Consider the following 21,960-nt stretch of genomic DNA (forward strand, 5'->3'; position numbering starts at 1 on the left):
CAGATGCGCACCCTGATCGCCACCGCGTTCGTCTCGCTCGACGGCGTCGTCGAAGGCCCCGGCGGGGAGCCGGGCTACCGCAACTCCGGCTGGACCTTCGACGGTATCGAGTTCGACGAAGCGGCCTACGAGCTCAAGGGGCGTGAGCAGGGCGAGGCCACGGCGATGATGCTGGGCCGGGTCAGCTACCAGGTGTTTTCGCCGGTGTGGCCCGGAATGACCGAGGAGTTCGCCCAGTACAACGCGATGCCGAAGTACGTCGTTTCGACCACGCTGCGGGACGAGGACCTCGTCGGCAACTGGGGCGAGACCACGATCCTGCGATCGCTCGACGACGTCGTGAAGCTCAAGGAGACCGAGGGCGGGCCGATCATCGTCCACGGCCGCGCGGAACTGAACCGGAACCTCGCCGACGCCAGGCTGATCGACCGCTACCACCTGTTGCTCTTCCCGGTCCTGCTCGGCGCGGGCAAGAAGCTGTTCGGCGACACCGACAAGGACAAGCAGAACCTCAAGCTCGTCGAAAGCGAGGCCTACCGCAACGGGGTCCAGAAGCTGGTCTACGACGTCATCCGATGATCGGTCCCCGACCGGGTCCCGGTCACGCGTCCCGCGATTATGAACCGCGTGAACAAGCCCGTCTTGGTGCAGCCGAACCTCGACGGACCGGCGGTGGAGCTGTCCGGGGTCGAGGTCCACGTCGGTCGCGTGCCGCTGGTGTCGGACGTCGGCTGGCGGGTGGACTACGGCCAGCGCTGGGTCGTTCTCGGCCGCAACGGGGCCGGGAAGTCGACCATCCTCTCGGTGGCCTCGACCCAGCGGTTCCCCAGCGCGGGGACGGCCGTCGTGCTCGGCCATCGCATGGGCGCGGTCGACCTGCGTGACGTGCGGACGCATATCGGCTTCGTCGGGGCGAACCAGCGGTTGCCGGACGCGGAGAACCACGACGCGCACACCGTGGTGCTCACCGGGTTCAGCGGAAGCGTGCTGCCGCTGTGGGACCGCTACGACGACGCGGTCCGGGACAGGGCGGCGAAACTGCTCGAACTGGTCGGGTGCACCGAACTGCGCGACCGGCCGGTGCGCGTCTGCTCGCAGGGCGAGCGCGCCCGGGTCCGGCTCGCCAGGGCGCTCATGGCCGATCCGCTGCTGCTCCTGCTGGACGAGCCGTTCGCCGGTCTCGACCTGCCCGGTCGCGAGGATCTCCTGATGGCGCTCGAGAACCTGACGCTGGCCCAGCCGGAGCTGGCGACGGTCACCGTGACGCATCACCTGGAGGAGATCCCGGCGACGGCCACGCACGCCCTGATGGTGCGCCGCGGCAGGGTCACGGGCGCGGGGCCGATCGAGGAGGTCCTCACCGGCGAAGGGCTTTCCGCCTGTTACGAACGGGACGTCGAGGTCCACCGCATCAACGGGCGGTGGGCCGCGCACGCGGTGCGGCGTTCGTGAAGACGCCTGACGCTCCTCAGGGTTGCTTTCGAGGGATCAACATCATCTCCACGCATCTTCCCGGTACCCATGGGCATCTTTCCCAGTGAGGTCGATCAACGTGAATCGATCACCGAACGGGAGGAGCTGTCATGAACGCCCAGATGAAGCGAGCCGCCGCCGCGATGACCGTCGGGGGACTGGTCGCGAGCGGGCTCCTGGCCGCGGCCGGCGCCGCCGGAGCGATGCCGAGTGACAAACTCTGCGGGGCTTCCGACGTCGAGGTGACCGTGTCGCCGGACCCGTCGCACGCCTCCGGCCACGAGGCCTACGTCCTCACCTACACCGCGGCTTCCCCGACCACGAACTGCAAGCTCCAGGGCGCGCCGACCGCCCTGACATTCGTCGCGGACGGGCAGCGGATCGACGACGTCGCCGCCGTCCCGGACGCCACCGCGGCGAACGCGGCCCCGGTGAACCTGCGCGACGGGCATCCGGCCGTGTCCCGCATCGTGCAGGCCTCCGCCGGGACGCCGAACCCGCGCACGCCGACGACGATCACCTTCGACCTGCCGACCGGGCCCGGCGGCGTTCCCGTCGTCGCGGACTGGCCCGACGGCGAACCGCTGAAGGGTGCCACCGTCCAGGTCACCGCCGTCGGCTGACGTCCGCGGGGCGAGCCGGAACAGCGGCCCCGGCGATGGCCCGGCCTGGAGGCTGTCAGGCAGGGCAGGGCCAGGCGAGCCGGACGATGGTCCCGGTCAGCGTGCTCGTCACCGAGGCTTCCGGGGCGAAGGCACGGATGATCGGCAAGCCGCGTCCGCCGTCCGGGCGGCGTCCGTCGCGCCAGCGGCCCTCGTCGGCGACGCTGATCCTGACGTGACCGCCGTCGTGGGCGGCGGTCACCTTCATGACGTTGTCGTCGGTGCCGTCCGGGTAGGCGTGCTTGACGACGTTCGTCATCGCCTCGTAGGCGGTGAGCTTGAGATCCTCCGCCAGTTCACGGGGAAGACCCCGGTCGAGGGCCCATTTCGCCAGCACGTCCCGTAACGCGGCCGCCTGTGCGGCGACGGCGGCGACCTCGAGGACCAGCTCGTCGGTGCCGTCGCGCACCGGCTCGTCGATCGGCATCACGAAGCTTCTCCTCGTCGTCCGCCGCGGTCCACGACCGCCGGATCCTTCGACAAGGTTAAGGCACCGCCGGGGATCGGGACACGAGTGCCGCGCGAGCGGGTGCCGTCATCCGATATGTTCGGGACAGTCGGGTACCGATCGTGAGGGGTGGATGACGGTGACGAGCGGAGACGGCGAACACCGGGAGGTTCCGTTCTCGGTGACCGTCGCCAGGCCTGATGGCGCCGAGGTCGTCATCGCGGTGGCGGGGGAGATCGATCTGACGACCTCCGAAGATCTCAAGGAGACCTTCGAGGACGCGCTGGAGCCCGCGCCGGGCAGGCTCGTCGTCGACCTCGAAGGGGTGGAGTTCTGCGATTCCACCGGATTGGCGATCCTGGTCAGGATCAACGACCGGTGCATGACCCAGGGCGTCGACCTGAGTTTCCTGCCGTCGCCCACGATCCGGCGCCTGGCCTCGAAGACGGGGCTGTCCACGCTCCTGCCGCTCGCCGGGTCCTGAGCGGGCCGCGGCTCAGCGGTTCGGCACTTCGAGGATCGCGTGGTCGAGATGCCGGTACACGGGGATATGGCTGTCGACGCCGAACAGGTGCAGCAGGCGCAGTACCGGCCGGGCGTCCGTGACCACCCCGGTCATGCGGCTTTCGGAGCGGGCGCGGGCCGCGGCGGATTCGATGACCCGTAATCCGGCGACGCCGAGGAAACCGACCTCGGTGAGGTCGAGCACCGTCGCGGCGGGCAGGCGGCCCGACAACGCGCGTTCCAGCCGTCCCGCGGTGGCGAGGTCGATCTCCCCGGCCGCAGCGACGATGAGCAGGTCTTCGTTCCACCGGATCCGCTTGACCCGCAACAGGTTCTCGGCCGTGGGACGCGGGCGCGGAATGGTCAGGCGGAGGCCGGGACCGTCGCGGCTGCTCCGCGTGAAGGGAATACGTTCGGTCATGGTGCTGGCTCCCGGATAACCGGGACGAGACGACAACGGGTAAGCCTGCACAACGGCTGCGCAAGTCAACTCGCCGCCGCGTCGCCCTTTGACAAGGTGCTGGCCGCGGACATGCGGGTCGTTCGCGCGGGCTGGTGGACTCAACCTCACGTACGTCTCACCGTACGCCGCTCATCGCACCTGGCAAGACCGGATGTGGTGAACGATGGGATACATGATCGTGCATGGTCACTCGCGTAGCGCCTTTTCCCAGGCGAGACCCCATTTTTCCAGCGGGTGCAACGCGTCGAGGAGTCGTTCGCCCAAAGGTGTCAGGCGGTAACCCTCCCCGCCGGTCTCGACGATGCGGGCTTCGGTCAGTTCCCCGAGGCGGGTGGCGAGCACACTCGACGACATGTGCTCGCAGCGGCGCCGCAGTTCGCGGAAGCCGACGTCGCCCTGGCGCAGTTCCCAGATCACCCGGAGGGTCCATCGTCGGCCCAGCAGATCGAGCGCAGCCATGAGCGGCCGGCCGGTTTCGGAGCCGCGGACCGGCCGCCCCGGCCGCGGGAGCGGATCGTCGGGCATGCCACCCCCTTGTGCTTCGACTTTCGAAGCAGCATAGTGGTTCTGAAATCGAAGCACTGGAGGTGGTCATGGCACGGATAGCGCCGCTCGTCCCGCCGTACGAGGCCGACGTCGAAAAGGCCCTCCGCAAGTGGATGCCGCCGGGTGTGGCGCATGAGCCGCTGGCGCTGTTCCGCTTGCTGCAGCTTCATCCCGAGCTGGCTTCGCGGATGCGCGTGGTGGGCGCCGGTCTGCTCGCGCACGGCGAATTGCCCGCGCTGGACCGGGAAATCGTGATCTCGCGGGTTACCGCCCGCTGCGGATGTCGCTACGAATGGGGTGTCCACGCCGCGGTTTTCGCGCCGGTGGTCGGCTTGACACCGGAACAGCTCGAAGCGACCGTGTCCGGCGGCTCCGGCCATCCCGTCTGGTCGGACCGGCACCGCGCGCTCATCCGCGCCGTCGACGAACTCCATGACACCGCAACGGTTTCCGGCGATACGTGGGCCGCGCTCGCCGAGCACCTTCCGGCGCCGGAGCTCTTGGAGTTCCTCGTGCTGGCGGGCTGGTACCGGACGATCGCCACCGTCGCCAACGGCGTCGCCCTCGAAGAGGAACCGTGGGCCGTCCCGTATCCCGGTCGTTAGGGGCGATGCGAGTCGATTTCCCTTGTGTCGTCCCGTTCTCGTTTCGAGGACCGCCAGGCGGCGAGAAGGCACAGGAGCGCCGCCGCGAAGCCGACCGCGGTGAGTGTCCCGGCCCAGACGGCGCCGGTGCTGGCGAGAAGGTAGAGCTGGACCACGGCTGTGCACGTGTAGACGACCGCCAGTCCCAGCCAGAGCCGTTGCGGCATCATCCCCCGTCTCCGTTCACTCGATACGGGGTCAATCGCGGCGAGGCGGGATCGGGTTACAAGCTTCGGAAGAAGTCCGCCAGCCCGTCCCACGAACGGGAACTCCGCCGTCGCTCCCACCACGTCCGGAACGGGGTCGACGCCATCGCGTGCCGCGTGTAGGACGTCATCACGGCGCGGTACACGTTTTCCGCCTGGTCCCACGTCAGCCGTTCCTTGCGCCACGCCAGCACGAGCCGCATCCGCATGGGGTCGCCCTTCAGCGGCCGGACGACCATGCCGGGCAGTTCGGGGGCGGTGGGTTCGACGAGCTGGACCGCCTGCCCGGCGGCGATCAGATGCCGTCCGCCGCCGTTGGGGCATTCGAACCGGATCCGCGGCGTGAACCCGGCGCGATGCGTCGCCGCGCGCAGAGAGGTCAGCGAGCCGTCCTCGGGGCCGGGCGGTCCGATCCACGCTTCGTCGGCGAGATCGGCGAGGTCGACTTCGAACCCGCCGGCGAGCCGGTGCGCGGCGGGGAGACCGATGAACACGGGCACCCACGAGAACAGCACCCGGTGCCCGAGGTGCTTCGCCAGCGGCACTTCCTGGTCGTCGGACATCGCGATGACGGCGATGTCGAGGGTCGCGCGGGCCAGCGCCTGTGCCAGCACCGCGCTGGAGGGCTCCACGTGGACGGTCACGTCCAGCCCCGGCAGCGCGTCGTCCAGCCGTTCGACGAACGTGGGCAGACAGTCCATTTGGGACGATCCGAGCCGGACCGGGCCGTCGCCGAGCGCGCCGAGGAGATCGCTTTCGAACCGGTCGAACTCCACGAGCAGGGTCAGCGCCCGGCGCAACGTCTGCTCGCCGACCGGGGTCGGGGTCACGCCGGTGTGGCTGCGGACGAACAGCGGCGCGCCGATCTGCCGTTCGAGCCGCTGGAGCAGGGAGGTCAGCGACGGCTGGGACATGCCGAGCGCGGCGGCCGCCTGCGAGAGGCTGCCCGCTTCGGCGATGGCGCAGATCGCCCGCAGGTGCCGGATCTCCAGGGCCATAGGCGGAGTCTATCGCCGCCGGTCATTACGGCCCGGCCGTTCGCGGTGCGAAGGTGCGGCCAGAACCGTGACTACCTGAAAGGGGAGCCGATGACCGGCGACCGAACCCGGCCGGATCTGCGCGCGCTGCTGGCCGCCAAGGGGTTCCGGAACTGGATCAGCGACGGCTGGGAGCCCGCCGACGACACCGTCGACGTGCCGCCGGGCACCGCCGAGGCGGCCGCCGCCCATCGCGGCAGGCTGTCGGCGGAGCTGCCCGGTCAGCGGATCGCGCTCGCGGCGGGGCGTGCCGTTGTGCGCTCCAACGACACCTTCCACGGCTTCCGCGCCGACAGCGACTTCGTCTGGCTCACCGGGTGCCAGCGTGAGGGGGCGATCCTCGTGATGACCCCGGCGGGGGACAGCCACCACGCCACGCTGTACGTCCCGCGGCCCGCCGAGGCCCACGAGCCCGATTTCGTGGGCGACGCCGACACCAGCCCGCTGTGGGTCGGCTCCGCCGCCGGACCGGCCGCGTACGAGCGCGCGCTCGGCATCGCATGCCGTCCGCTGGAGGACCTCCCGCACGGCTTGCGCGGACGGAACCCGAGCGTCCTGGTCGGCGCCGGCGTCGATCCCGCGCTCGACGCGTACGGCTTCGGCCACAGCGAACGGCTCCGGACCGTCCTCGCGGAACTCCGCCGGATCAAGGACGACTGGGAGATCGGCCAGTTGCGCGCCGCCGTCGACGCCACCGCCCTCGGGTTCGCCGACGTCCTGGCCGCGCTTCCGGAGGCGGTCCGCGGTGGCGGGGAACGCTGGCTCCAGGGCACCTTCGACCGCCGCGCCCGCACCGAGGGAACCGGACCCGGCTACACGTCCATCGTGGCGGCCGGGCCGCACGCGCCGATCCTGCACTGGACGCGCTGCGACGGGCAGGTGACCGAGGACAGTCTCCTGCTGCTGGACGCCGGCGTCGAGGTGGATTCCTTGTACACGGCCGACATCACCCGCACCTTCCCGGTCGGCGGGGAGTTCACCGGGGCGCAGCGCGACGTGTACGACCTGGTGCACAAGGCGCATGTCGCGGCGTTGGGCGAGGTCCGTCCCGGCCAGGACTATGGCGCGTTCCAGGCGACGGCTCTGCGCGTGCTCGCGGAGGGGCTGCACGATTGGGACCTGCTTCCGGTGTCGGTGGACGAAGCGCTGTCGCCGGACGGGCAGCAGCACCGCCGGTACATCGTCTGCGGTACCGGCCATTTCCTCGGGCTGGACGTCCACGACTGCGCCGCCGCCCATCCGTCCACGTACCGCGAGGGCACGCTCGCCGAGGGGATGGCGCTGGCGGTGGAACCCGGCCTGTACTTCCACGCCGGCGACCGCACCGTGCCGCCGGAGCTGCGCGGCCTCGGCGTCCGGATCGAGGACGACGTCGTGGTCACCGGATCGGGGTACGACCTGCTCTCCGGCGGATTCCCTTCCACCGCCGACGAGAGCACCGCCTGGGTCCAGGCAGCCAGGAGCCGAAGGGCGGACGAGCGGTAAGGCAAAGGTGGCGTGAGACGAGTCAGCGGTGAAGCAAGTCGCCAAGGAGTCTGGCACGCTCTTGACCGTCCACAAGGGACGCCGGGCTGGCAGTCCATTTCGGGTACTTTGCGCGGGGGTCGTGAGTGGTAAGTGTCGTTCTAACGACCCAAAACACTCACGAGACTGGAGCGACCCCATACCGCCGCCCTTTCCAAGTACATGAAGGGGCCCTGCACCACAGAGGCTCGGTCACGCCACATTCCTCACCGGAGGGCCGGGCCGCGGTCCGGCCCTCCGGGTCCTGGTCAGTACCAGATGGTGTGCCCGGCGAGGATCCGTTCGGCGGCACCGGTCGTGGACAGGCCGGTGGCGGGCCGGTCCTCGGTGAAGTATTCGCGGAAGTCCTGGCTGAAGTGGCGGGTCATCAGCGCGATCGTGCGGTTCCAGTTCCCGCCGTCCGGGCCGTCCGGCGCCCACAGGTCCAGCAGCGACGAGCCGACCCGGCCCTGGACGGTGTCGCCGTCATCCCAGCCGGGGGTGGGGCCGTCGTTCTCGAAGCCGACCGACGTCCCGTCATCACGGACGTAGCGGTAGTCGCCGAGGGCGTAGGCGGCGACGGCGTCGGCGAAGCCTTCGGTCCACGCACAGGATTCCGAGCTGCGCTTCTCGACGTAGTGCGGAATGCAGTTGTCCACTACGGGGAGTCGCGACCGTAGAGCTGCCACTGGAGCCAATGTCCCGCCTCGTGGAGGATGAGGTGCTTCGAGTCGGGCATCGTGGTGCCGAGGAAGACGTAGTTCGTGTCCGGGTAGTCCCAGTAGCCGCCGTCGGCGACCTTCGGGTCCCATACGAAGGTGATCCGGTCGCAGCGCCCGTCGGACTGCCGCGCCGTCCAGCACGACGAAACCGGGTTGGCGCGTTTCCAATAGAGGACGTTGAGGGTGTCCACGACCTTCCACGCCCGCTGGAGTGTCGAGGGCACCTTCACCGTGCCGAGGTCGACGGTGCCGGACACGGCGGCGCGGCGTGCCGAGTCGAACGTGAAGTCGGTGGTGTCGTTCGCGGCTTTGACGACCCGCCACATCGAGGTACTGCTCGACCGGAACCGGACGTACGCCTCGGCGAGCGACGCGGTGTGGCAGGCGGTGAACCGGCCGTCGGACGCGCCGGTGATACCCGTCGTGAGCCGGGTCGCCGTGCCGGAACCAGTGCGCCCCCACAGTTCCCAGTTGGCGTTCCGGGCCACCTGCGTGCGCAGCGGTTTGCTCGTCCCCGCTTCCGCGTCGAGATGGTCGAAGGCGAGTGTGCCGGTGAGACACGCGTTCGCGGCGGCCGTCGCCGGCGCGGTGGCCACGGCCGCGGTCAGCCCGAGGGTCGTGATGAGCACCTCGCCGAACGCCCGAAGTCGTCGGCCTGCGGATCTGCGGATCAGCTGCACGGGAATCTCCTCGCTGGAAGGAAACGACGGTGCGCCCGTGACCCTGTGTCGACGGTGACACACCGGTTGGTGAAGGAGTTTCATCGCGGCCGGCGCCGTCCACCATCGCGCCGCCCCATCGGCCGCGGCTATGCCCCCGGTCTGGGCAGGCGTGTCATGATGTCCGCGAACTCGATCGGCAAAGCGAACGAGGTCGTACGGTTTGACGAACGACAGGGGAGAAGCGGTGGTGGAGGACGAGACGCCCTCGATCCGGGACATGCTGGCGGTCAACCTGCGCGCGGCCAGGGCGGCGAGGGGTATTTCGCTGTCGGAGCTTTCGCGGCGGTCGGGCATCGGCAAGGCGACGCTGTCGCAACTGGAGTCCGGCGGCGGCAATCCGACCATCGAGACCGTGTTCAGCCTGTCCAGGGTGCTGGAAGTGGCGATCTCGGATCTGCTCGACCACCGGGCGGGCGGTGCGCTCACCGTGGTGCGCGGCGCCGACGTCGAGGTGCTCAGCGGTGAGGGAGTGGATCTCCGGCCGCTGCGGCGGATCGAGACCGGTGACGGCGTCTTCGAGGTGTACGACCAGGTGGTGCGTGGGGACGCGCCGCAGCGGTCGCAGGGGCACGTCGGGGTCGAGCACACCATCGTGCAGACCGGATCGCTGCTGGTCGAGGTGGCGGGCCGCAGGGTCGAGGTCGGCCCGGGGGATTACGTCGCCTTCGACGCCCGGGAGCCGCACTGCTACACCGCGTCGGAGGGGCCGGTGCACTCGGTCCTCCTGCTGCAGTACCGCGCCGACGAACGGCTCGACGGCAGGCCGCATCCGGTGCTGAAGGGCTGACCGATCCCGAGGTATTGACACTCGTCCGGGGTGGAACCTACTCTCCGATCGTTCGCTTTACCGAACGCTGGAGGGTCGATGAACCGAACGCGCGTGGTCGTTCTCGGCGCGGGCATCGTCGGCGCCGCGTGCGCCCGTGAGCTGAGCCGGGCGGGCTTCGACGTCGTCGTCGTGGATCGCGGCCGTCCCGCCGGAGGAACCACGTCGCACGGCGAGGGCAACATTCTCGTCTCCGACAAGGGGCCCGGCGCGGAACTCGAACTCGCGAAGCTTTCGACCGCGTTGTGGCCCCAGGTCGTCGCCGAGATCGCCGACGAGGACGCCCGCGCCGCTTCTGCGATCGAATACGACCCCAAGGGCGGCATCGTCGTCGCCACCACGGGCGACGGAGCCCGCGCTCTCGCCGCGTTCGCCGCGTCGCAGCCCGGTGTTCGCGCGGAACCGTTGTCTCCCAAGGAACTCGCTGAAGCGGAACCCGCGCTGACCCGCGAGGTGACCGCGGCGTTCCACTACCCGGAGGACGCGCAAGTCCAGCCCGCGGGCGCGGCGCTGGCCCTGCTGGGGTCCGCGCTCCGTCACGGCGCCCGGCTGCGCTCCGACACCGAGGTCGTCGGCGCGACCGTCCACAACGGACGGATCACCGGCGTCCGCGTGCCCGGTGAGGTCATCGAGGCCGACGTCGTCGTGAACGCCGCGGGCCCCTGGGCCGGTCAGGTGTCGGCGCGGCTCGGCGCCGCGATCGCGGTCCGTCCCCGCCGCGGCGAGGTGCTGGTGACCACCCCGATGCCCGGTGTCATCCGGCATAAGGTGTACGACGCCGATTACGTCGGCGCGGTCGGTGCCGATTCGAGTGCGTTGCAGACCTCCGCCGTCGTCGAGTCGACCTGGGGCGGCACGGTGCTGATCGGCTCGTCACGCCGCCGGGTGGATTTCGACGACGCGATCCGCCCGGACGTGCTGAGCGCCATCGCGGTCAAGGCACTGCGCCTGTTCCCGGCGCTCGCCGACGTCGCGATCATGCGCGCGTACGGCGGTTTCCGGCCCTACGTCGATGATCACCTTCCGGTACTCGGCGAGGATCCGCGGCTGGGGAATCTCTGGCACGCCACCGGGCACGAGGGCGCCGGGATCGGGCTGAGCGTCGGCACCGCGCGGTTGCTGCGTGAGCTGCTCACCGGGACGGAGCCCGCGATGGGTGTCGAAGAGTTCACTGTGGACCGTCCGGCCGTCCTGACGGAGGTGGCCGCATGAGTGGATGGCTGCTGCCGCGCGATCGCGATCCGGTGGGCCGCACCGACCGGCCGATCCGGATCACCGTCGACGGCGAGACCCTGACCGGGATCGCCGGGCAGAGCGTGGCGGGAATCCTGCTCGCCACGGGCCGGACCTCCTGGCGCACCACGCGGTCCGGTGCGCCCCGCGGCGTGTTCTGCGGTATCGGCGCGTGCTTCGACTGCCTGCTCACGGTGAACGATGTGCCCGACGTCCGCGCGTGCCGCCGCCCGGCCGCCGACGGGGACGAGATCCGCACCCAGTCCCGGGAGGAGACCACGTGAACGTGGTGATCGTCGGCGCCGGGCCCGCCGGGCTCGCGGCGGCCGAACACGCGCTGCGGGCAGGTGCCCGGGTCACGGTGCTGGACCAGGCGGAAACCCCCGGCGGCCAGTACCACCGGATGCTCCCCGAGGCGTACGCGGCGCGGCGCCCGGAGCGGGTCCAGCACGGCCGGGCGGAGTTCGATCGGCGCCGCCGGGTGCTCTCGCATCCGCGGTGCCGGTGGTGGCCCGGCTCCACGGTCTGGGCGTTCGACCGCGTGGAGAACAAGGTGCACGTCCTGCGCGGGCAGTCCGACGGAAAGGGACGACGGCGGCTGGCCCTCGTCCCGGACGCGCTGATCCTCGCGACCGGCGCGCACGACCGCACCCTGCCGTTCCCCGGCTGGGAACTGCCCGGCGTGTACACCGCGGGTGCGGCGCAGGCCTTGGCGAAGGGGGAGCGGGTCGCGATCGGCGAGCGGGTCCTCGTCGCCGGGGCCGGGCCGTTCCTGCTGCCGGTCGCGGAATCGCTGCTGGGCGTCGGGGCCGAGGTGGTCGCGGTGCTGGAGGCGAACCCGTTCTCGACCGTCCGAAAAGGATGGTCGGCCCAGTCGTGGCGCCTGGCCGCACACGCCGGGAAGGCCGGTGAACTGGTGCGGTACGCCGCGGCGCTGGCCCGGCATCGGGTTCCGTACCGGCTGGGGCGGGCGGTGATCGAGGCACGCGGAGCGGACCGCGTCCGCGAGGTCGTGACCGCGCAGGTCCGCGCCGACTGGTCGATCGTCCCCGGCACCGAGCGGACCTTCGAGGTCGACGCGGTCTGCGTCGGCCACGGCTTCGTTCCGCAACCGGAACTCGCCGTCGCCGCCGGCTGTGCCCTGGACGACGGGTTCGTCCGGGTCGACGCCACACAACGGACCACAGTGGACGGTGTCTTCGCCGCGGGAGAGATCACCGGGATCGGCGGCGCGGTCACCGCCGCGGCCGAGGGAGCGGTGGCCGGCTGCGTCGCCGCCGGTGGCGAGCCGTCGCCGGGGCTGCTCCGCGCCCGTGACCGTGCCCTCACCTTCACCGAACGCCTCGCCACGGCCCACCCGATCGGTGCGGCCTGGCGAAGCTGGCTGCGCGAAGACACGATCATTTGCCGCTGCGAGGAAACCACGTACGGAGAATTAAGACGTGCGGCCGAGGACACGGTCTGTCCCGGCCCGCACGCACTGAAACTCGGCACCCGGGCCGGCCTCGGCCCGTGCCAGGGCCGCGTCTGCGGTCCGACCGTGTCCGAACTCTGCGGCGGGGCCGAACGGCACCACCGCCCGATCATCCAGCCGATCCGGCTGGGCGAACTCGCCGCCCGAACCGAAGGAGAACCTGAATGAGCACCCCCGACCTCGGTGGCGTCGTCGTCGCGACCGCCCTCCCGTACCGGGAAGACGCGTCGGCCCCCGCCGGGCTGGCCGTGGACTACGACGCCTACGCCGCGCACTGCCGGTGGCTGGTCGACAACGGCTGCCGGGGCGTCGGCCCGAACGGCTCGCTCGGCGAATACTCGTCGCTGACCGACGAAGAACGCCGTCGCGCCGCCCGCACCGCGATCGAAACCGTCGGCGAGGACGGGATCGTCGTCGTCGGCGTGCACGGTCCCGGATCGCACCAGGCCAAGTACTGGGCCGAGGTCGCCGCCGAGGACGGCGCCGACGGCCTGCTGTGCCTGCCGCCCACGATGTACCGGGCGAACCGCGGCGAGGTGCTGGCGCATTTCGAAGCGGTGGCGTCGGTCGGGCTGCCGGTGATGGTCTACAACAACCCCATCGACACCAAGGTCGACCTCACGCCGGCCCTGCTCGCCGAGATCGCGCAGATCGACAACGTCGTCGCGGTCAAGGAGTTCTCCGGCGACGTCCGGCGGGTGTTGGAGATCCGCGAGCAGGCACCAAGCCTGGACGTGATCAGCGGTGCCGACGACGTCGTGCTGGAGAGCCTGCTGATGGGCGCGACGGGCTGGTTCGCCGGATTCCCCAACGTGTTCCCCGCCGAGTCGGTGCGCCTGTTCGACCTGGCGCGGTCCGGCAAACTCGAAGAGGCCAGGGCGCTCTACGAACCGCTGGTCGCTGCGTTCCGCTGGGACTCGCGCACCGAGTTCGTCCAGGCGATCAAACTCGGGATGGACCTCGTCGGCCGTTACGGCGGGCCGTGCCGTCCGCCGCGGGGCCCGCTGACCGCGGAGCACCGCGAGCAGGTCACCGCCGACATGCGCCGCGCGCTCGCCTCGCTGGGGGTGGAGTAGGTGCGGTCGATCCGGTCGATCACCGCCGTCGACTCGCATACCGAGGGCATGCCGACCCGGGTGGTGACCGGCGGGATCGGCGTCATCCCCGGCGACACGATGGCCGAACGCCGCCGGTACTTCATGGAGAACATGGACTATCTGCGGCAGTTCCTGATGAACGAGCCGCGCGGCCATTCGGCGATGAGCGGCGCGATCCTGCAGCCGCCCGCCCGGCCGGACGCCGACTGGGGCGTGGTGTACATCGAGGTGTCCGGCTGCCTGCCGATGTGCGGGCACGGGACGATCGGCGTGGCGACCGTGCTGGTGGAGACCGGCATGGTCGAGGTGACCGAGCCGAAGACCGTGGTGCGCCTGGACACCCCGGCCGGGCTCGTGCACGCCGAGGTCGAGGTCCGGGACGGCCGCGCGGTCCGCGTCAAACTTCGCAACGTCGCCTCCTTCCTCGCCGAGCGGGACGCCGTCGTCGAGGTGCCCGGCCTCGGCGAGGTGCGGTACGACCTGGCCTACGGGGGAAACTTCTACGCCATCCTCGAACTGTCCCAAGTGGACATCCCGTTCGACCGGGCGGAGAAGGACCGGATCCTCGCCGCGGGGCTGGACATCATGGCGGCGATCAACGACCAGCGGCCGCCGAAGCATCCCGCCGATCCGCTGATCGGCGGCTGCAAGCACGTCCAGTTCCTCGCGCCGGGGTCGGATGCCAGCGCCTCGCGGAACGCCATGGCGATCCATCCCGGCTGGTTCGACCGATCGCCCTGCGGCACCGGCACCTCGGCCAGGATGGCCCAGCTCCACGCTCGCGGCGAGCTGCCGTTGCACACGCCGTTCGAGAACAGCTCGTTCATCAGCACCACCTTCACCGGCGAACTCGTCGCCGAGACCACCGTCGGCGGTGTCCCCGCCGTGGTCCCGGAGTTCTCCGGACGTGCCTGGATCACCGGCAACGCCACCTACCTGCTCGACCCGGACGACCCGTTCCCCGCGGGCTTCGTGCTCTGACGTGGGCTGAAGGACGCTTTCCCTGCACGCGCTGACCTGGCTGCGGTTCGCGGCCTGGATGGTGCTCGGCTTGGTGGTGTACGCGCTGTTCGGATTCCGGAACTCGGTGGAGAACCCGGAGAGGAAGGAAGCATGAAGCAAATCGAGAAGGCGGCGGAGATCGCCGCCGAATGGGCCGCGACCGACCCGAAGACGCGCGCGGCGGTGCTCACCGGCGTGGCCGGCGCGCTGGACGCGGCCGGGCCGTCCTTGATCGAGATCGCCGACGCCGAGACCCGGCTGGGAACGAAGCGGCTGACCGGTGAGCTGGCCCGCACGACGTTCCAGCTGCGGCTGCTCGCGGCCGAAAGCGGCTCGTACTACGACGTCCGGATCGACCGCGCCGATCCGTCGTGGCCGCCCGGCCCCCGGCCGGAACTGCGCCGGTACCGCACCGCCGTCGGCCCAGTCCTGGTCTTCGCGGCGAGCAACTTCCCGTTCGCGTTCAGTGTGGCGGGCGGCGACACCGCGTCGGCGTGGGTGGCCGGCTGCCCCGTGGTGATCAAGGCCCATCCGGGGCATCCGGAGTTGTCCCGCAGGACGGCTTCGGTCGTCGTGGAGGCCCTCGGCCGCTGGGGCGCGCTCCTGGGCCTCGTCGAAGGAGAAGCCGCGGGCGTGGAAGCGCTGCGTCATCCGGCGATCGCAGCCGCCGCTTTCACCGGGTCGGTGTCGGGTGGGCTCGCGCTGGCGCGGATCGCGGCCGAGCGGCCGGTCCCGATCCCGTTTCACGGCGAGCTCGGCAGCGTCAACCCGGTGATCGTCCTGCCCGGCGCGGCAGGCTCGCGGGCGGAGGGACTGGCGGCGGGCTACGCCGGTTCGCTGACGCAGGGCAACGGTCAGTTCTGCACGAATCCCGGCCTGGTGTTCGTGCCGTCGGACAGCCCGTTCGTGGAGCTCGTCGCCGAACGGCTGCGCGAGGTCCCGCCCGCGCCGTTCTTGAACGACCGCATCGCGTCCGGATTCCGGACCGGCGCGGAACGCTTGGCCGCGATCCCGGGGATGCGCGAGGTCGTCCGGGAACCGGGCGCGCAGCTGCTCGAAGTCGCCCTGGAGGACTTCGTGCCGGAAGCGGCTGAAGAGTGCTTCGGCCCGCTGGGCGTGGTGGTGCGGTACTCGCGCCTCACCGACGTCCTCCCGGTGCTGGCGGCCCTGCCCGGTCAGCTCACGACGACCGTGCACGCGCTACCCGAAGAGGCGTCCGAGGTCAAGGCGCTGCGCCCGGTGCTCGCCGACCGCAGCGGGCGAATCCTGTGGGGCGGCTGGCCGACCGGGGTCGCGGTGACCGCCGCGATGCAGCACGGCGGACCCTTCCCGGCGACGACGTCACCCGCGTCGACGTCGGTCGGGACCGCGGCGGTCGAACGCTTCCTGCGGCCGGTGTCCTATCAGGACTGGCCGTCGCACCTGCTGCCGGAGCCGCTGCGGGACGACAACCCGTGGGACGTCCCGCAGCGCATCTCCTGATCCGCGTTTCGTCCTCTGAATGCGGTACTTGCGCATGGCAACTACCGCAAGCAGAGGACGAAACGCGTCAGGGGGAGACCACGGTCCCGCCCTGCACGACGTGCCGGAACTTCTCCGGCTCGGCCAGGACGCCGATGTCCTCCAGCGGATCCCGGTCGACGACGACCAGGTCCGCGTGCGCGCCCGGCGCGAGTGTGCCGATCTCGCCGGTCAGGTTCAGCAGGTCGGCCGCCGTCGACGTCGCGGAGCGGACCACCTCCAGCGCGGACTGGACCTCGCCGCGCAACCGGAACTCGTGGTTCTGGTGCCGGTGCATCCCGCCGAGCAGATCGCTGCCGTACACGATTTTCACGCCACCCCTGGCGGCCTTCTCGAGGGCGGCCAGCCCCGCGCCGAGCACGTCGTCGACCTTGCGCCAGCTGGATTCCGGCAGCCCGTGCTCGCGCCCTTCCTCCTTCAAGGCCCAGTACGTGACCAGGGTGGGCACGAGATACGCGTCGTGCCGGAGGAACAGTTCGACACTGAGGTCGTCGATCAGGTTGCCGTGCTCGATCGACCGCACGCCCAGTTCCAGCGCGCGGTTCACCGCGCGGGCGGTGTAGGCGTGCGCGGCGACGTAACGGTTCGCCGACTCCGCCTCCTCGACGATGGCGCGCAACTCCTCGGCGGAGTACTGCGTCGAGTCGATCCGGTCGGTGGGGGAGGCGACGCCGCCGGAGGCCATCACCTTGATGTGATGCGCTCCCTTGCGCAGTTCGTCGCGCGCCGCGGCGCGGACCGCGTCCACCCCGTCGGCGACCCGGCCGAGACCGGCGCAGCACGGGTGGTCGTCGCTGGCGTTGGCGCCGCGCGTCCGGCTGTCGCCGTGCCCGCCGGTCTGGCTCAGCGCGCGTCCGCAGAACAGCAGCCGCGGACCGCGGAACAACCCCTCGGCCTGCGCGTCGGCGAGGCCGTAGTCGGCGCCGGAAGCGTCACGGACCGTGGTGAAGCCCCGGTCCAGCATCCGGCTCATGGTGCGGGCACTGTGCGCGGTCACGTAGGACGGTGACGACGCGGGCAGCGACCCGAGATCCGCGGTCGACGCGGTGACGTGCACGTGGGCGTCGACCAGTCCGGGCAGCACGAACGCGCCGCGCAGGTCCTCGGTCCGCGCGTCGGCCGCGGCCAGCCCGGCGCCGATCTCGACGATCCGGCCGTCGGCGCACCGGAGATCTCCCTCGGTGTATTCGCCCTTGACCGGGTCGAGCAGACGGGCGTTGCGCAGCAGCAGCGATCCGGTCATCGGGTCTCCTCCAGGATTTCGCGCAGGGCCGGGACCGCCAACGGTGCCAGAGAACGGGCCGCCGTGACGGAATCGTCGTCGTAACTGCCTTCGGCGTCGAGGAGGTTGAGGACGCCGAGCGTGCGGCCTCCGTCCACCACCGGCACATTGATCACCGCACCGCAGCCGAGCCGGTCGATGAGTTCGTGGTCGGCGAAGATCTCCCGCACCGCCGCGCTGTCCGGCCCGAAGTAGGGCTCCTGCCCCATGATGCACCGCTCCAGCCACCCGGCGGCCACCTCGACGGTCTTCTCGCCGCCGACCGGATACTCGACGGGGTGGCTGCTGTGCACCCGGCGCAGCGCCCGCCGTTCGGGCACCCACGCCAGCACGGTGAACAGCCGTACGCCGATCGTGGCTCGGGTCTTGTCCTCCACAGTGGACAGCGACACGGTCACTTGGTCATCTCCTTCGCGGTCTTCACGGGCGCGCCGTGTTCGGTCAGTTCTTCCAGGGAACGGCCGGCGGTGGACAGGCCGAACACGACCACGACCACCACCCCGGCCACCAGGACGGCGGTGGTCATGCCGAAGACGCCGGCGAAACCGAGGCTCGCCGCGGACAGGCCGATGATCGTCGGGGCGAGGATGCTGCCGACCCGGCCGAACGCGCTGGACAGCCCGGTCCCGCTGGCGCGGATCCAGGTCGGGAACACCTCGGGGGTGTAGGAGTACACGCCGGCGTAGGTGCCGTTGAGGAAGAACGACAGCACCGCCCCGGCGAGGGTGATCGACCACGGCGCGTCCATCTGGCTCAGCCAGAACGCGCTCACCGCGGACCCGGCGAGGTACAGCGCGATGGTGTGCTTGCGGTCGAGCCGTTCCGACAGCCACGCGGCGGAGAAGTACCCGGGGATCTGCGCCAGGTAGATGATGATGGAGAACTCGAAGCTCTTGGTCACCGTGATGCCGCGTTCGACGAGCAGTGTCGGGATCCAGGAGAAGAAGCCGTAGTAGGAGAACGTGATCACGAACCACACGGTCCAGATCACCGCGGTGCGGCGGGCCATCGCCGGACTCCACAAGAACTTCAGCGCGCTGAGGAGATTGACCTTGGGGGTCTCCGTCGCGGGCTGGGCCTCGGCCGCCGCGACGGCGGGAAGCACTTGCCCCGTCGCCTTTTCGACGTCCCGCTCCAGTTTCGTGACGATCTTCTCGGCCTCGGTATGCCGCCCGTTCGCGACCAGGAACCTCGGTGATTCCGGCAGGGAACGGCGCCACCACAGCAGCATGACGATCGGCAGCGCGGTGATCAGCTGCGCGACCCGCCAGCCCTCCGGCACCGTCGGGACGACGAACCGGCCGATCAGCGCGGCCATGACGAAGCCGAACGAGAAGAACCCGGCCAGCGCGCCGACGAACCACCCGCGGCGTTTGGCGGGGACGAACTCCGACAGGAACGGCGCGATGATGGCGCTTTCGGCTCCGGCTCCGGCGCCGGCCAGTACCCGGGCGCCCAGGAAGACCTCGTAGTTAGGGGAGAAGGCGGCGACCACCGAGAACACCGCGTAGAAGGCCAGCGCGTACATCATGACCTTCTTGCGGCCGATGCGGTCGCCCAGCAGCCCGGCGGCGATCGCGCCGAAGAGGAAACCGAACGGCGTCGCCGAACCGATCAACCCGAGCTGGCCGTTGTCGAGGCCCCAGACGGCTTTCGCGCTCGGCAGGAGGAAGGCGACGACGGCGGAGTCCATCCCGTCGAAGGTGTAGCCGAGCCCGCCGATCAGCAGGAGTTTGTAATGGGGACGGCTCAGCGGGAGCCGGTCCAGTCGTGCCAGAAGCGTCATGGGGAACGCCTTCCGTGGTTCGGGCGACGAGGAGTCACGAGAGTGCGGACAACGTATACTGCGTTTCGGCAGAACTGCAATGGTTGTTGCAAGTGGTCCGCCGGGCACGATGCGTTACCGTGACGCCGTCGAGGGAGGGTACGCGTGACAGAGACGGGAACCGACGACGGTTTCGAGGCATGGCTTCGGGATCGCACACCGGAGCGCGGCCTGCGGCCGAAGGCGGCCGCCGTACTCGAAGTGCTGGTCTCGCAGCCGCGTCGCGCGTCGTTCGGCTCGACGGCCGAGCTCGCCCAGCTCGCCGGGGTCAACGTCGCCACCGTCACCCGGACGGCGCAGGCGCTGGGTTTCGCCGGATGGCCAGCGCTGCAACAGGAGTTGCGGGCGCGGTACATGTCGTCACTGAGCGCGCCGCAAGTGGCCGAGGAACATCGCGACGTCGACTCGCCGGGTTCGGCGTCGTTGCGCCGCGATCTCGACAGCCTCGCCCTGCTCAACCGGCGCGTCGCCGAGGACGAGATCCGCAACGTCGCGGAGGCCGTCGCCGGGGCGCGCCGCACGGTCGTGATCGCCGACGGCAGCTACGCCGCGGTCGGGATCGCGTTCGCGCACAACGCCCGGCTCGCCGGATACGACGTCCACGCGATCACGGCGGGCGACGCCGAACTCGCCAACGCCACCGCGAAACTGACGTCCGAAGACGTGCTCATCGCGATCAGTTTCTGGCGCTTGTACGAAAGCACGGTGCTCGCCGCGAACGAGGCCAAGGCCAGGGGGGCGCGTGCCTTCGCCATCACCGACGCGGCCAGTCCCGCGCTGGCGGGCGCGGTCGAGCAGGTGCTGATGGTGCCCGCCGAGGGTGTGACCTTCTTCCCGTCGCTGACCGCGGGGATGAGCCTGGTGCAGGCGATCGTCGCCCAGCTCGCCGCCGTCGACCCCGTTCGCACGGGCGAGTCCATCGAGGCGGCCGAGGCCATGTGGTCGCGGTTCGACCTGCTGCACCGCCGCCCGGGATCGGCCGATCGGACAGTACCGAAAAGGCCGACCGGTCGAGGCGTCTCCGCCGGATGACCGATCCGCCGGCCCCTGGCGGGAGGCGATCCTGGTTCCAGGCCGCCGGACCAGGCGGCACGGGGACCGAGGAGGCCGAAATGACGATCATCGCGACTCTGGGCGCATACGCCGGGCTCGCCCTGCTGGCGCTGATGGCGGTGACCCCGCTGCTGGTGGAACTCGATCAGCGCTTCCCGGTCACTCGCCGGGCGAAGGCGGCCGATCGGGAACGCCGGATGCCTGCCGGTCTCGCTTCGGCGTGACGCAGAGCACAGAGCGGCGCGGCGCCTACCTCATGTGAGTGATTCAGGCTCTGCCAATTCGTAACTTTGTGTCGCGATATGAAACGCTCTGTGACGTGACCGTGGATCTCTGCTCCAGTTCTCAACCCGTCGACGCCTTCGCGGAGTTCCGGAGGAACGTCGACGACCTGACCCAGGCGTTCATCGACGCCTGTCGTCAGGGCCGCAGTCCTGGCGACGCCACTCTCGACCTGCTGCAGCGGGTCCACCGCGAAGACCGCAACTGGGTCGTCGTCCATCTGACCTTCGCCATCGCCGCGCTCGCGCATCAGCGAGCCCTCGCCGTCACCCGGCCAGGTGGCGTGACGGGTGCGCCGGAGCGCGCGTTGTTAACTTCCGCGAGTGACTGATCCGACCGTCTCCGCGGTCATCGCGGTGGTCGCGGGTTTCGTGCTCGCGGGCCTCCTGGCCGTCCCGTACGTCGCCGCGAGTTACCGGCGCCGCGGGGAACTCGGGCTCTGGCGGGTCCTGCTGGTGTTCGGTTTCCTGGTCTACGCCATGTCCCTGTGGACCTACACGTTGCTCCCCATCCCGGAGACGACGACGTGCGCCGAGCACGTGGCCGGTCACCTGCAGCTGCGCCCGTTCCAGTTCGTCGCTGACATCCGGCGCGAGCAGACCGGAGCCGGACTGCGGGCGTTCCTGCGCAATCCCGCCGTCCAGCAGGCGGTTTTCAACGTCGCCTTGTTCGTGCCGCTGGGGATGTTCGTGCGGCACCTCTTCCGGCGCGGATTCGTGGCCACCGTCGCGATCGGCTTCGCGGTCTCGCTGTTCATCGAGTGCACGCAGCTGACCGGCGTCTGGTTCCTGTTCGAGTGCCCGTACCGGCTGGCCGACGTCGACGACCTACTGACCAACACCCTCGGCGCGGCCGTCGGTTTCGGCCTCGCCCCGTTGTTGCGGCTGCTGCCGGGGAACGAACCGTCCGCGCCGCCGGGGGCGCCGCGGCCGGTCACCGCGCGCCGCCGCCTGCTCGGGATGGCCGTCGACGTCGTGTCGGTCGTCCTGCTCGGTACCACCGTTGGCATCGTGACGACCCTGCTCGCCGGCGAGCCGAACACCGTGGTGACCGCGCTGATCGGCACCTTCCTGCCGGCTCTGCTCCTGCTGTTCGTCGTTCCCGTCGTCGGCAACGGCGCCAGCTTCGGCCAGCGGGTCGTGCTGCTGCGCCCCGTCGGCCCGGATGGCGGGAAGCCCGCCCTGTGGCGGATGGTCGTGCGGTTCCTGGCCGGTTCCGGCGGCTATTTCACGCTGCTCACCTTGGCGTCGGTGGTCAACGGCGGGTTCGAACCGCTGGCGAACCTCTTGTTCTTCGCGAGCGGGATCCTCGCCTTCCGGCCCGAAGGTCACCAGGGACTGTCCGGGCTGATCGCCGGCCTGCGGATGGCCGACGCGCGCGAACCCGACGACCAGGCGGTGCCAAGTCTCGCGAGTGGCACGGACGCGTGATCAGA

Annotated in this window: 28 protein-coding genes; 18 read left to right on the plus strand and 10 right to left on the minus strand. The window is 70.5% G+C overall.

The genetic code is table 11. The features are described from left to right. Nucleotides 1–3: 3 nt before the first annotated feature. From ACLJQ7_RS23540 to ACLJQ7_RS23550, 3 genes are all read left to right on the plus strand, one after another. A complete protein-coding gene (locus tag ACLJQ7_RS23540; protein WP_410650337.1) occupies nucleotides 4–579 on the plus strand; it encodes a dihydrofolate reductase family protein in 576 nt (191 codons plus the stop codon). 39 nt (nucleotides 580–618) lie between these two features. Then, nucleotides 619–1,452: an ABC transporter ATP-binding protein gene (locus tag ACLJQ7_RS23545; RefSeq protein WP_410650338.1), complete on the plus strand. Its 834-nt coding sequence runs from the start codon at nucleotides 619–621 to the stop codon at nucleotides 1,450–1,452. Nucleotides 1,453–1,583: 131 nt separating this feature from the next. Further along, complete coding sequence (locus ACLJQ7_RS23550) at nucleotides 1,584–2,096, plus strand: DUF4232 domain-containing protein (protein WP_410650339.1); 513 nt, start codon at nucleotides 1,584–1,586, stop codon at nucleotides 2,094–2,096. Nucleotides 2,097–2,151: 55 nt separating this feature from the next. Here the strand turns inward: ACLJQ7_RS23550 and ACLJQ7_RS23555 are convergent, their stop codons facing one another. After that, a complete protein-coding gene (locus tag ACLJQ7_RS23555) occupies nucleotides 2,152–2,562 on the minus strand; it encodes an ATP-binding protein (protein ID WP_410650340.1) in 411 nt (136 codons plus the stop codon). Nucleotides 2,563–2,716: 154 nt separating this feature from the next. Here ACLJQ7_RS23555 and ACLJQ7_RS23560 point away from each other — a divergent pair, with 154 nt between their 5' ends. Continuing rightward, nucleotides 2,717–3,067 (plus strand): STAS domain-containing protein, encoded by a 351-nt coding sequence (locus tag ACLJQ7_RS23560; protein ID WP_410650341.1) that lies wholly within the window; start codon nucleotides 2,717–2,719, stop codon nucleotides 3,065–3,067. 12 nt (nucleotides 3,068–3,079) lie between these two features. Here ACLJQ7_RS23560 and ACLJQ7_RS23565 read toward each other — a convergent pair whose 3' ends face one another. After that, nucleotides 3,080–3,508, minus strand: coding sequence for an STAS domain-containing protein (locus ACLJQ7_RS23565; RefSeq protein ID WP_410650342.1), 429 nt, complete (start codon nucleotides 3,506–3,508; stop codon nucleotides 3,080–3,082). 228 nt (nucleotides 3,509–3,736) lie between these two features. Next, nucleotides 3,737–4,075: a winged helix-turn-helix transcriptional regulator gene (locus tag ACLJQ7_RS23570; protein WP_410650343.1), complete on the minus strand. Its 339-nt coding sequence runs from the start codon at nucleotides 4,073–4,075 to the stop codon at nucleotides 3,737–3,739. Between the two features lie 68 nt (nucleotides 4,076–4,143). On the opposite strand from ACLJQ7_RS23570, the gene ACLJQ7_RS23575 reads away from it, so the two are divergent. Continuing rightward, on the plus strand, nucleotides 4,144–4,701 hold the full coding sequence (locus ACLJQ7_RS23575) for a carboxymuconolactone decarboxylase family protein (RefSeq protein ID WP_410650344.1): 558 nt from the start codon (nucleotides 4,144–4,146) through the stop codon (nucleotides 4,699–4,701). Here the strand turns inward: ACLJQ7_RS23575 and ACLJQ7_RS23580 are convergent. Together ACLJQ7_RS23580 and ACLJQ7_RS23585 are read right to left on the minus strand one after the other, a co-directional pair. Next, nucleotides 4,698–4,910, minus strand: a complete 213-nt coding sequence (locus ACLJQ7_RS23580; protein ID WP_410650345.1) for a hypothetical protein — start codon at nucleotides 4,908–4,910, stop codon at nucleotides 4,698–4,700. The two genes, ACLJQ7_RS23575 and ACLJQ7_RS23580, sit on opposite strands and share 4 nt — an antisense overlap. Nucleotides 4,911–4,963: 53 nt before the next feature. After that, nucleotides 4,964–5,944 (minus strand): LysR substrate-binding domain-containing protein, encoded by a 981-nt coding sequence (locus ACLJQ7_RS23585; RefSeq protein WP_410650346.1) that lies wholly within the window; start codon nucleotides 5,942–5,944, stop codon nucleotides 4,964–4,966. Nucleotides 5,945–6,034: 90 nt separating this feature from the next. Here ACLJQ7_RS23585 and ACLJQ7_RS23590 point away from each other — a divergent pair, with 90 nt between their 5' ends. Then, nucleotides 6,035–7,468, plus strand: coding sequence for an aminopeptidase P family protein (locus tag ACLJQ7_RS23590; protein ID WP_410650347.1), 1,434 nt, complete (start codon nucleotides 6,035–6,037; stop codon nucleotides 7,466–7,468). 287 nt (nucleotides 7,469–7,755) lie between these two features. Here ACLJQ7_RS23590 and ACLJQ7_RS23595 read toward each other — a convergent pair whose 3' ends face one another. Next, nucleotides 7,756–8,145, minus strand: a complete 390-nt coding sequence (locus ACLJQ7_RS23595; RefSeq protein ID WP_410650348.1) for a hypothetical protein — start codon at nucleotides 8,143–8,145, stop codon at nucleotides 7,756–7,758. Then, nucleotides 8,145–8,888, minus strand: coding sequence for a hypothetical protein (locus ACLJQ7_RS23600; protein WP_410650349.1), 744 nt, complete (start codon nucleotides 8,886–8,888; stop codon nucleotides 8,145–8,147). Before ACLJQ7_RS23600 ends, ACLJQ7_RS23595 begins: the two co-directional genes overlap by 1 nt. A gap of 229 nt (nucleotides 8,889–9,117) precedes the next feature. On the opposite strand from ACLJQ7_RS23600, the gene ACLJQ7_RS23605 reads away from it, so the two are divergent. The 8 genes from ACLJQ7_RS23605 (at nucleotide 9,118) to ACLJQ7_RS23640 (ending at nucleotide 16,044) form a co-directional block, all read left to right on the plus strand. Next, the gene (locus ACLJQ7_RS23605) at nucleotides 9,118–9,717 is read left to right on the plus strand and encodes a helix-turn-helix domain-containing protein (RefSeq protein WP_410650664.1); all 600 of its coding nucleotides are present in this window, start codon (nucleotides 9,118–9,120) and stop codon (nucleotides 9,715–9,717) included. A gap of 78 nt (nucleotides 9,718–9,795) precedes the next feature. After that, entirely contained in the window at nucleotides 9,796–10,968 is a 1,173-nt protein-coding gene (locus ACLJQ7_RS23610; protein WP_410650350.1) for an NAD(P)/FAD-dependent oxidoreductase, read from the plus strand. Continuing rightward, the gene (locus ACLJQ7_RS23615; protein WP_410650351.1) at nucleotides 10,965–11,273 is read left to right on the plus strand and encodes a (2Fe-2S)-binding protein; all 309 of its coding nucleotides are present in this window, start codon (nucleotides 10,965–10,967) and stop codon (nucleotides 11,271–11,273) included. The genes ACLJQ7_RS23610 and ACLJQ7_RS23615 overlap by 4 nt, the downstream gene beginning before the upstream one ends. Further along, nucleotides 11,270–12,631 carry an NAD(P)/FAD-dependent oxidoreductase gene (locus ACLJQ7_RS23620; protein ID WP_410650352.1) on the plus strand — a complete coding sequence of 454 codons (1,362 nt, stop codon included), beginning with the start codon at nucleotides 11,270–11,272 and terminating at the stop codon, nucleotides 12,629–12,631. The genes ACLJQ7_RS23615 and ACLJQ7_RS23620 overlap by 4 nt, the downstream gene beginning before the upstream one ends. Further along, nucleotides 12,628–13,539, plus strand: coding sequence for a dihydrodipicolinate synthase family protein (locus ACLJQ7_RS23625; protein WP_410650353.1), 912 nt, complete (start codon nucleotides 12,628–12,630; stop codon nucleotides 13,537–13,539). The genes ACLJQ7_RS23620 and ACLJQ7_RS23625 overlap by 4 nt, the downstream gene beginning before the upstream one ends. After that, nucleotides 13,540–14,541 (plus strand): proline racemase family protein, encoded by a 1,002-nt coding sequence (locus ACLJQ7_RS23630; RefSeq protein WP_410650354.1) that lies wholly within the window; start codon nucleotides 13,540–13,542, stop codon nucleotides 14,539–14,541. It begins immediately after the preceding gene. Between the two features lie 58 nt (nucleotides 14,542–14,599). Further along, a complete protein-coding gene (locus ACLJQ7_RS23635) occupies nucleotides 14,600–14,677 on the plus strand; it encodes a hypothetical protein (protein WP_410650665.1) in 78 nt (25 codons plus the stop codon). Further along, nucleotides 14,674–16,044: an aldehyde dehydrogenase (NADP(+)) gene (locus ACLJQ7_RS23640; RefSeq protein WP_410650355.1), complete on the plus strand. Its 1,371-nt coding sequence runs from the start codon at nucleotides 14,674–14,676 to the stop codon at nucleotides 16,042–16,044. The genes ACLJQ7_RS23635 and ACLJQ7_RS23640 overlap by 4 nt, the downstream gene beginning before the upstream one ends. A 67-nt stretch (nucleotides 16,045–16,111) precedes the next feature. Here the strand turns inward: ACLJQ7_RS23640 and ACLJQ7_RS23645 are convergent, their stop codons facing one another. The 3 genes from ACLJQ7_RS23645 to ACLJQ7_RS23655 are packed head-to-tail and all read right to left on the minus strand — an operon-like array spanning nucleotide 16,112 to nucleotide 19,151. Beyond that, on the minus strand, nucleotides 16,112–17,326 hold the full coding sequence (locus tag ACLJQ7_RS23645) for an amidohydrolase family protein (RefSeq protein WP_410650356.1): 1,215 nt from the start codon (nucleotides 17,324–17,326) through the stop codon (nucleotides 16,112–16,114). Further along, the gene (locus tag ACLJQ7_RS23650) at nucleotides 17,323–17,763 is read right to left on the minus strand and encodes a GAF domain-containing protein (protein ID WP_410650357.1); all 441 of its coding nucleotides are present in this window, start codon (nucleotides 17,761–17,763) and stop codon (nucleotides 17,323–17,325) included. Before ACLJQ7_RS23650 ends, ACLJQ7_RS23645 begins: the two co-directional genes overlap by 4 nt. Further along, nucleotides 17,760–19,151, minus strand: a complete 1,392-nt coding sequence (locus ACLJQ7_RS23655; RefSeq protein WP_410650358.1) for an MFS transporter — start codon at nucleotides 19,149–19,151, stop codon at nucleotides 17,760–17,762. The genes ACLJQ7_RS23650 and ACLJQ7_RS23655 overlap by 4 nt, the downstream gene beginning before the upstream one ends. A 144-nt stretch (nucleotides 19,152–19,295) precedes the next feature. Here ACLJQ7_RS23655 and ACLJQ7_RS23660 point away from each other — a divergent pair, with 144 nt between their 5' ends. The 4 genes from ACLJQ7_RS23660 (at nucleotide 19,296) to ACLJQ7_RS23675 (ending at nucleotide 21,955) form a co-directional block, all read left to right on the plus strand. Beyond that, nucleotides 19,296–20,222 (plus strand): MurR/RpiR family transcriptional regulator, encoded by a 927-nt coding sequence (locus ACLJQ7_RS23660; RefSeq protein WP_410650359.1) that lies wholly within the window; start codon nucleotides 19,296–19,298, stop codon nucleotides 20,220–20,222. An 80-nt stretch (nucleotides 20,223–20,302) separates the two neighbouring features. Continuing rightward, nucleotides 20,303–20,467 (plus strand): hypothetical protein, encoded by a 165-nt coding sequence (locus ACLJQ7_RS23665; RefSeq protein WP_410650360.1) that lies wholly within the window; start codon nucleotides 20,303–20,305, stop codon nucleotides 20,465–20,467. A 95-nt stretch (nucleotides 20,468–20,562) separates the two neighbouring features. After that, on the plus strand, nucleotides 20,563–20,856 hold the full coding sequence (locus ACLJQ7_RS23670; protein WP_410650361.1) for a hypothetical protein: 294 nt from the start codon (nucleotides 20,563–20,565) through the stop codon (nucleotides 20,854–20,856). Beyond that, a complete protein-coding gene (locus tag ACLJQ7_RS23675; protein WP_410650362.1) occupies nucleotides 20,849–21,955 on the plus strand; it encodes a VanZ family protein in 1,107 nt (368 codons plus the stop codon). Before ACLJQ7_RS23670 ends, ACLJQ7_RS23675 begins: the two co-directional genes overlap by 8 nt. Nucleotides 21,956–21,960 lie beyond the last annotated feature (5 nt).

Origin of the sequence: Amycolatopsis sp. cmx-4-54 (assembly GCF_046548895.1) — a bacterium.
Classification (GTDB): domain Bacteria; phylum Actinomycetota; class Actinomycetes; order Mycobacteriales; family Pseudonocardiaceae; genus Amycolatopsis.

What these genes read in the sequence shown, in the direction of transcription:
- ACLJQ7_RS23555 (WP_410650340.1), bottom strand. Translation starts at nt 2,562, where the DNA reads ATGCCGATCGACGAGCCGGTGCGCGACGGCACCGACGAGCTGGTCCTC.
- ACLJQ7_RS23655 (WP_410650358.1), bottom strand. Translation starts at nt 19,151, where the DNA reads ATGACGCTTCTGGCACGACTGGACCGGCTCCCGCTGAGCCGTCCCCAT.
- ACLJQ7_RS23540 (WP_410650337.1), top strand. Translation starts at nt 4, where the DNA reads ATGCGCACCCTGATCGCCACCGCGTTCGTCTCGCTCGACGGCGTCGTC.
- ACLJQ7_RS23625 (WP_410650353.1), top strand. Translation starts at nt 12,628, where the DNA reads ATGAGCACCCCCGACCTCGGTGGCGTCGTCGTCGCGACCGCCCTCCCG.
- ACLJQ7_RS23550 (WP_410650339.1), top strand. Translation starts at nt 1,584, where the DNA reads ATGAACGCCCAGATGAAGCGAGCCGCCGCCGCGATGACCGTCGGGGGA.
- ACLJQ7_RS23545 (WP_410650338.1), top strand. Translation starts at nt 619, where the DNA reads ATGAACCGCGTGAACAAGCCCGTCTTGGTGCAGCCGAACCTCGACGGA.
- ACLJQ7_RS23635 (WP_410650665.1), top strand. Translation starts at nt 14,600, where the DNA reads ATGGTGCTCGGCTTGGTGGTGTACGCGCTGTTCGGATTCCGGAACTCG.
- ACLJQ7_RS23665 (WP_410650360.1), top strand. Translation starts at nt 20,303, where the DNA reads ATGACGATCATCGCGACTCTGGGCGCATACGCCGGGCTCGCCCTGCTG.
- ACLJQ7_RS23645 (WP_410650356.1), bottom strand. Translation starts at nt 17,326, where the DNA reads ATGACCGGATCGCTGCTGCTGCGCAACGCCCGTCTGCTCGACCCGGTC.
- ACLJQ7_RS23615 (WP_410650351.1), top strand. Translation starts at nt 10,965, where the DNA reads ATGAGTGGATGGCTGCTGCCGCGCGATCGCGATCCGGTGGGCCGCACC.
- ACLJQ7_RS23590 (WP_410650347.1), top strand. Translation starts at nt 6,035, where the DNA reads ATGACCGGCGACCGAACCCGGCCGGATCTGCGCGCGCTGCTGGCCGCC.
- ACLJQ7_RS23560 (WP_410650341.1), top strand. Translation starts at nt 2,717, where the DNA reads ATGACGGTGACGAGCGGAGACGGCGAACACCGGGAGGTTCCGTTCTCG.
- ACLJQ7_RS23580 (WP_410650345.1), bottom strand. Translation starts at nt 4,910, where the DNA reads ATGATGCCGCAACGGCTCTGGCTGGGACTGGCGGTCGTCTACACGTGC.
- ACLJQ7_RS23640 (WP_410650355.1), top strand. Translation starts at nt 14,674, where the DNA reads ATGAAGCAAATCGAGAAGGCGGCGGAGATCGCCGCCGAATGGGCCGCG.
- ACLJQ7_RS23565 (WP_410650342.1), bottom strand. Translation starts at nt 3,508, where the DNA reads ATGACCGAACGTATTCCCTTCACGCGGAGCAGCCGCGACGGTCCCGGC.
- ACLJQ7_RS23610 (WP_410650350.1), top strand. Translation starts at nt 9,796, where the DNA reads ATGAACCGAACGCGCGTGGTCGTTCTCGGCGCGGGCATCGTCGGCGCC.
- ACLJQ7_RS23570 (WP_410650343.1), bottom strand. Translation starts at nt 4,075, where the DNA reads ATGCCCGACGATCCGCTCCCGCGGCCGGGGCGGCCGGTCCGCGGCTCC.
- ACLJQ7_RS23585 (WP_410650346.1), bottom strand. Translation starts at nt 5,944, where the DNA reads ATGGCCCTGGAGATCCGGCACCTGCGGGCGATCTGCGCCATCGCCGAA.
- ACLJQ7_RS23575 (WP_410650344.1), top strand. Translation starts at nt 4,144, where the DNA reads ATGGCACGGATAGCGCCGCTCGTCCCGCCGTACGAGGCCGACGTCGAA.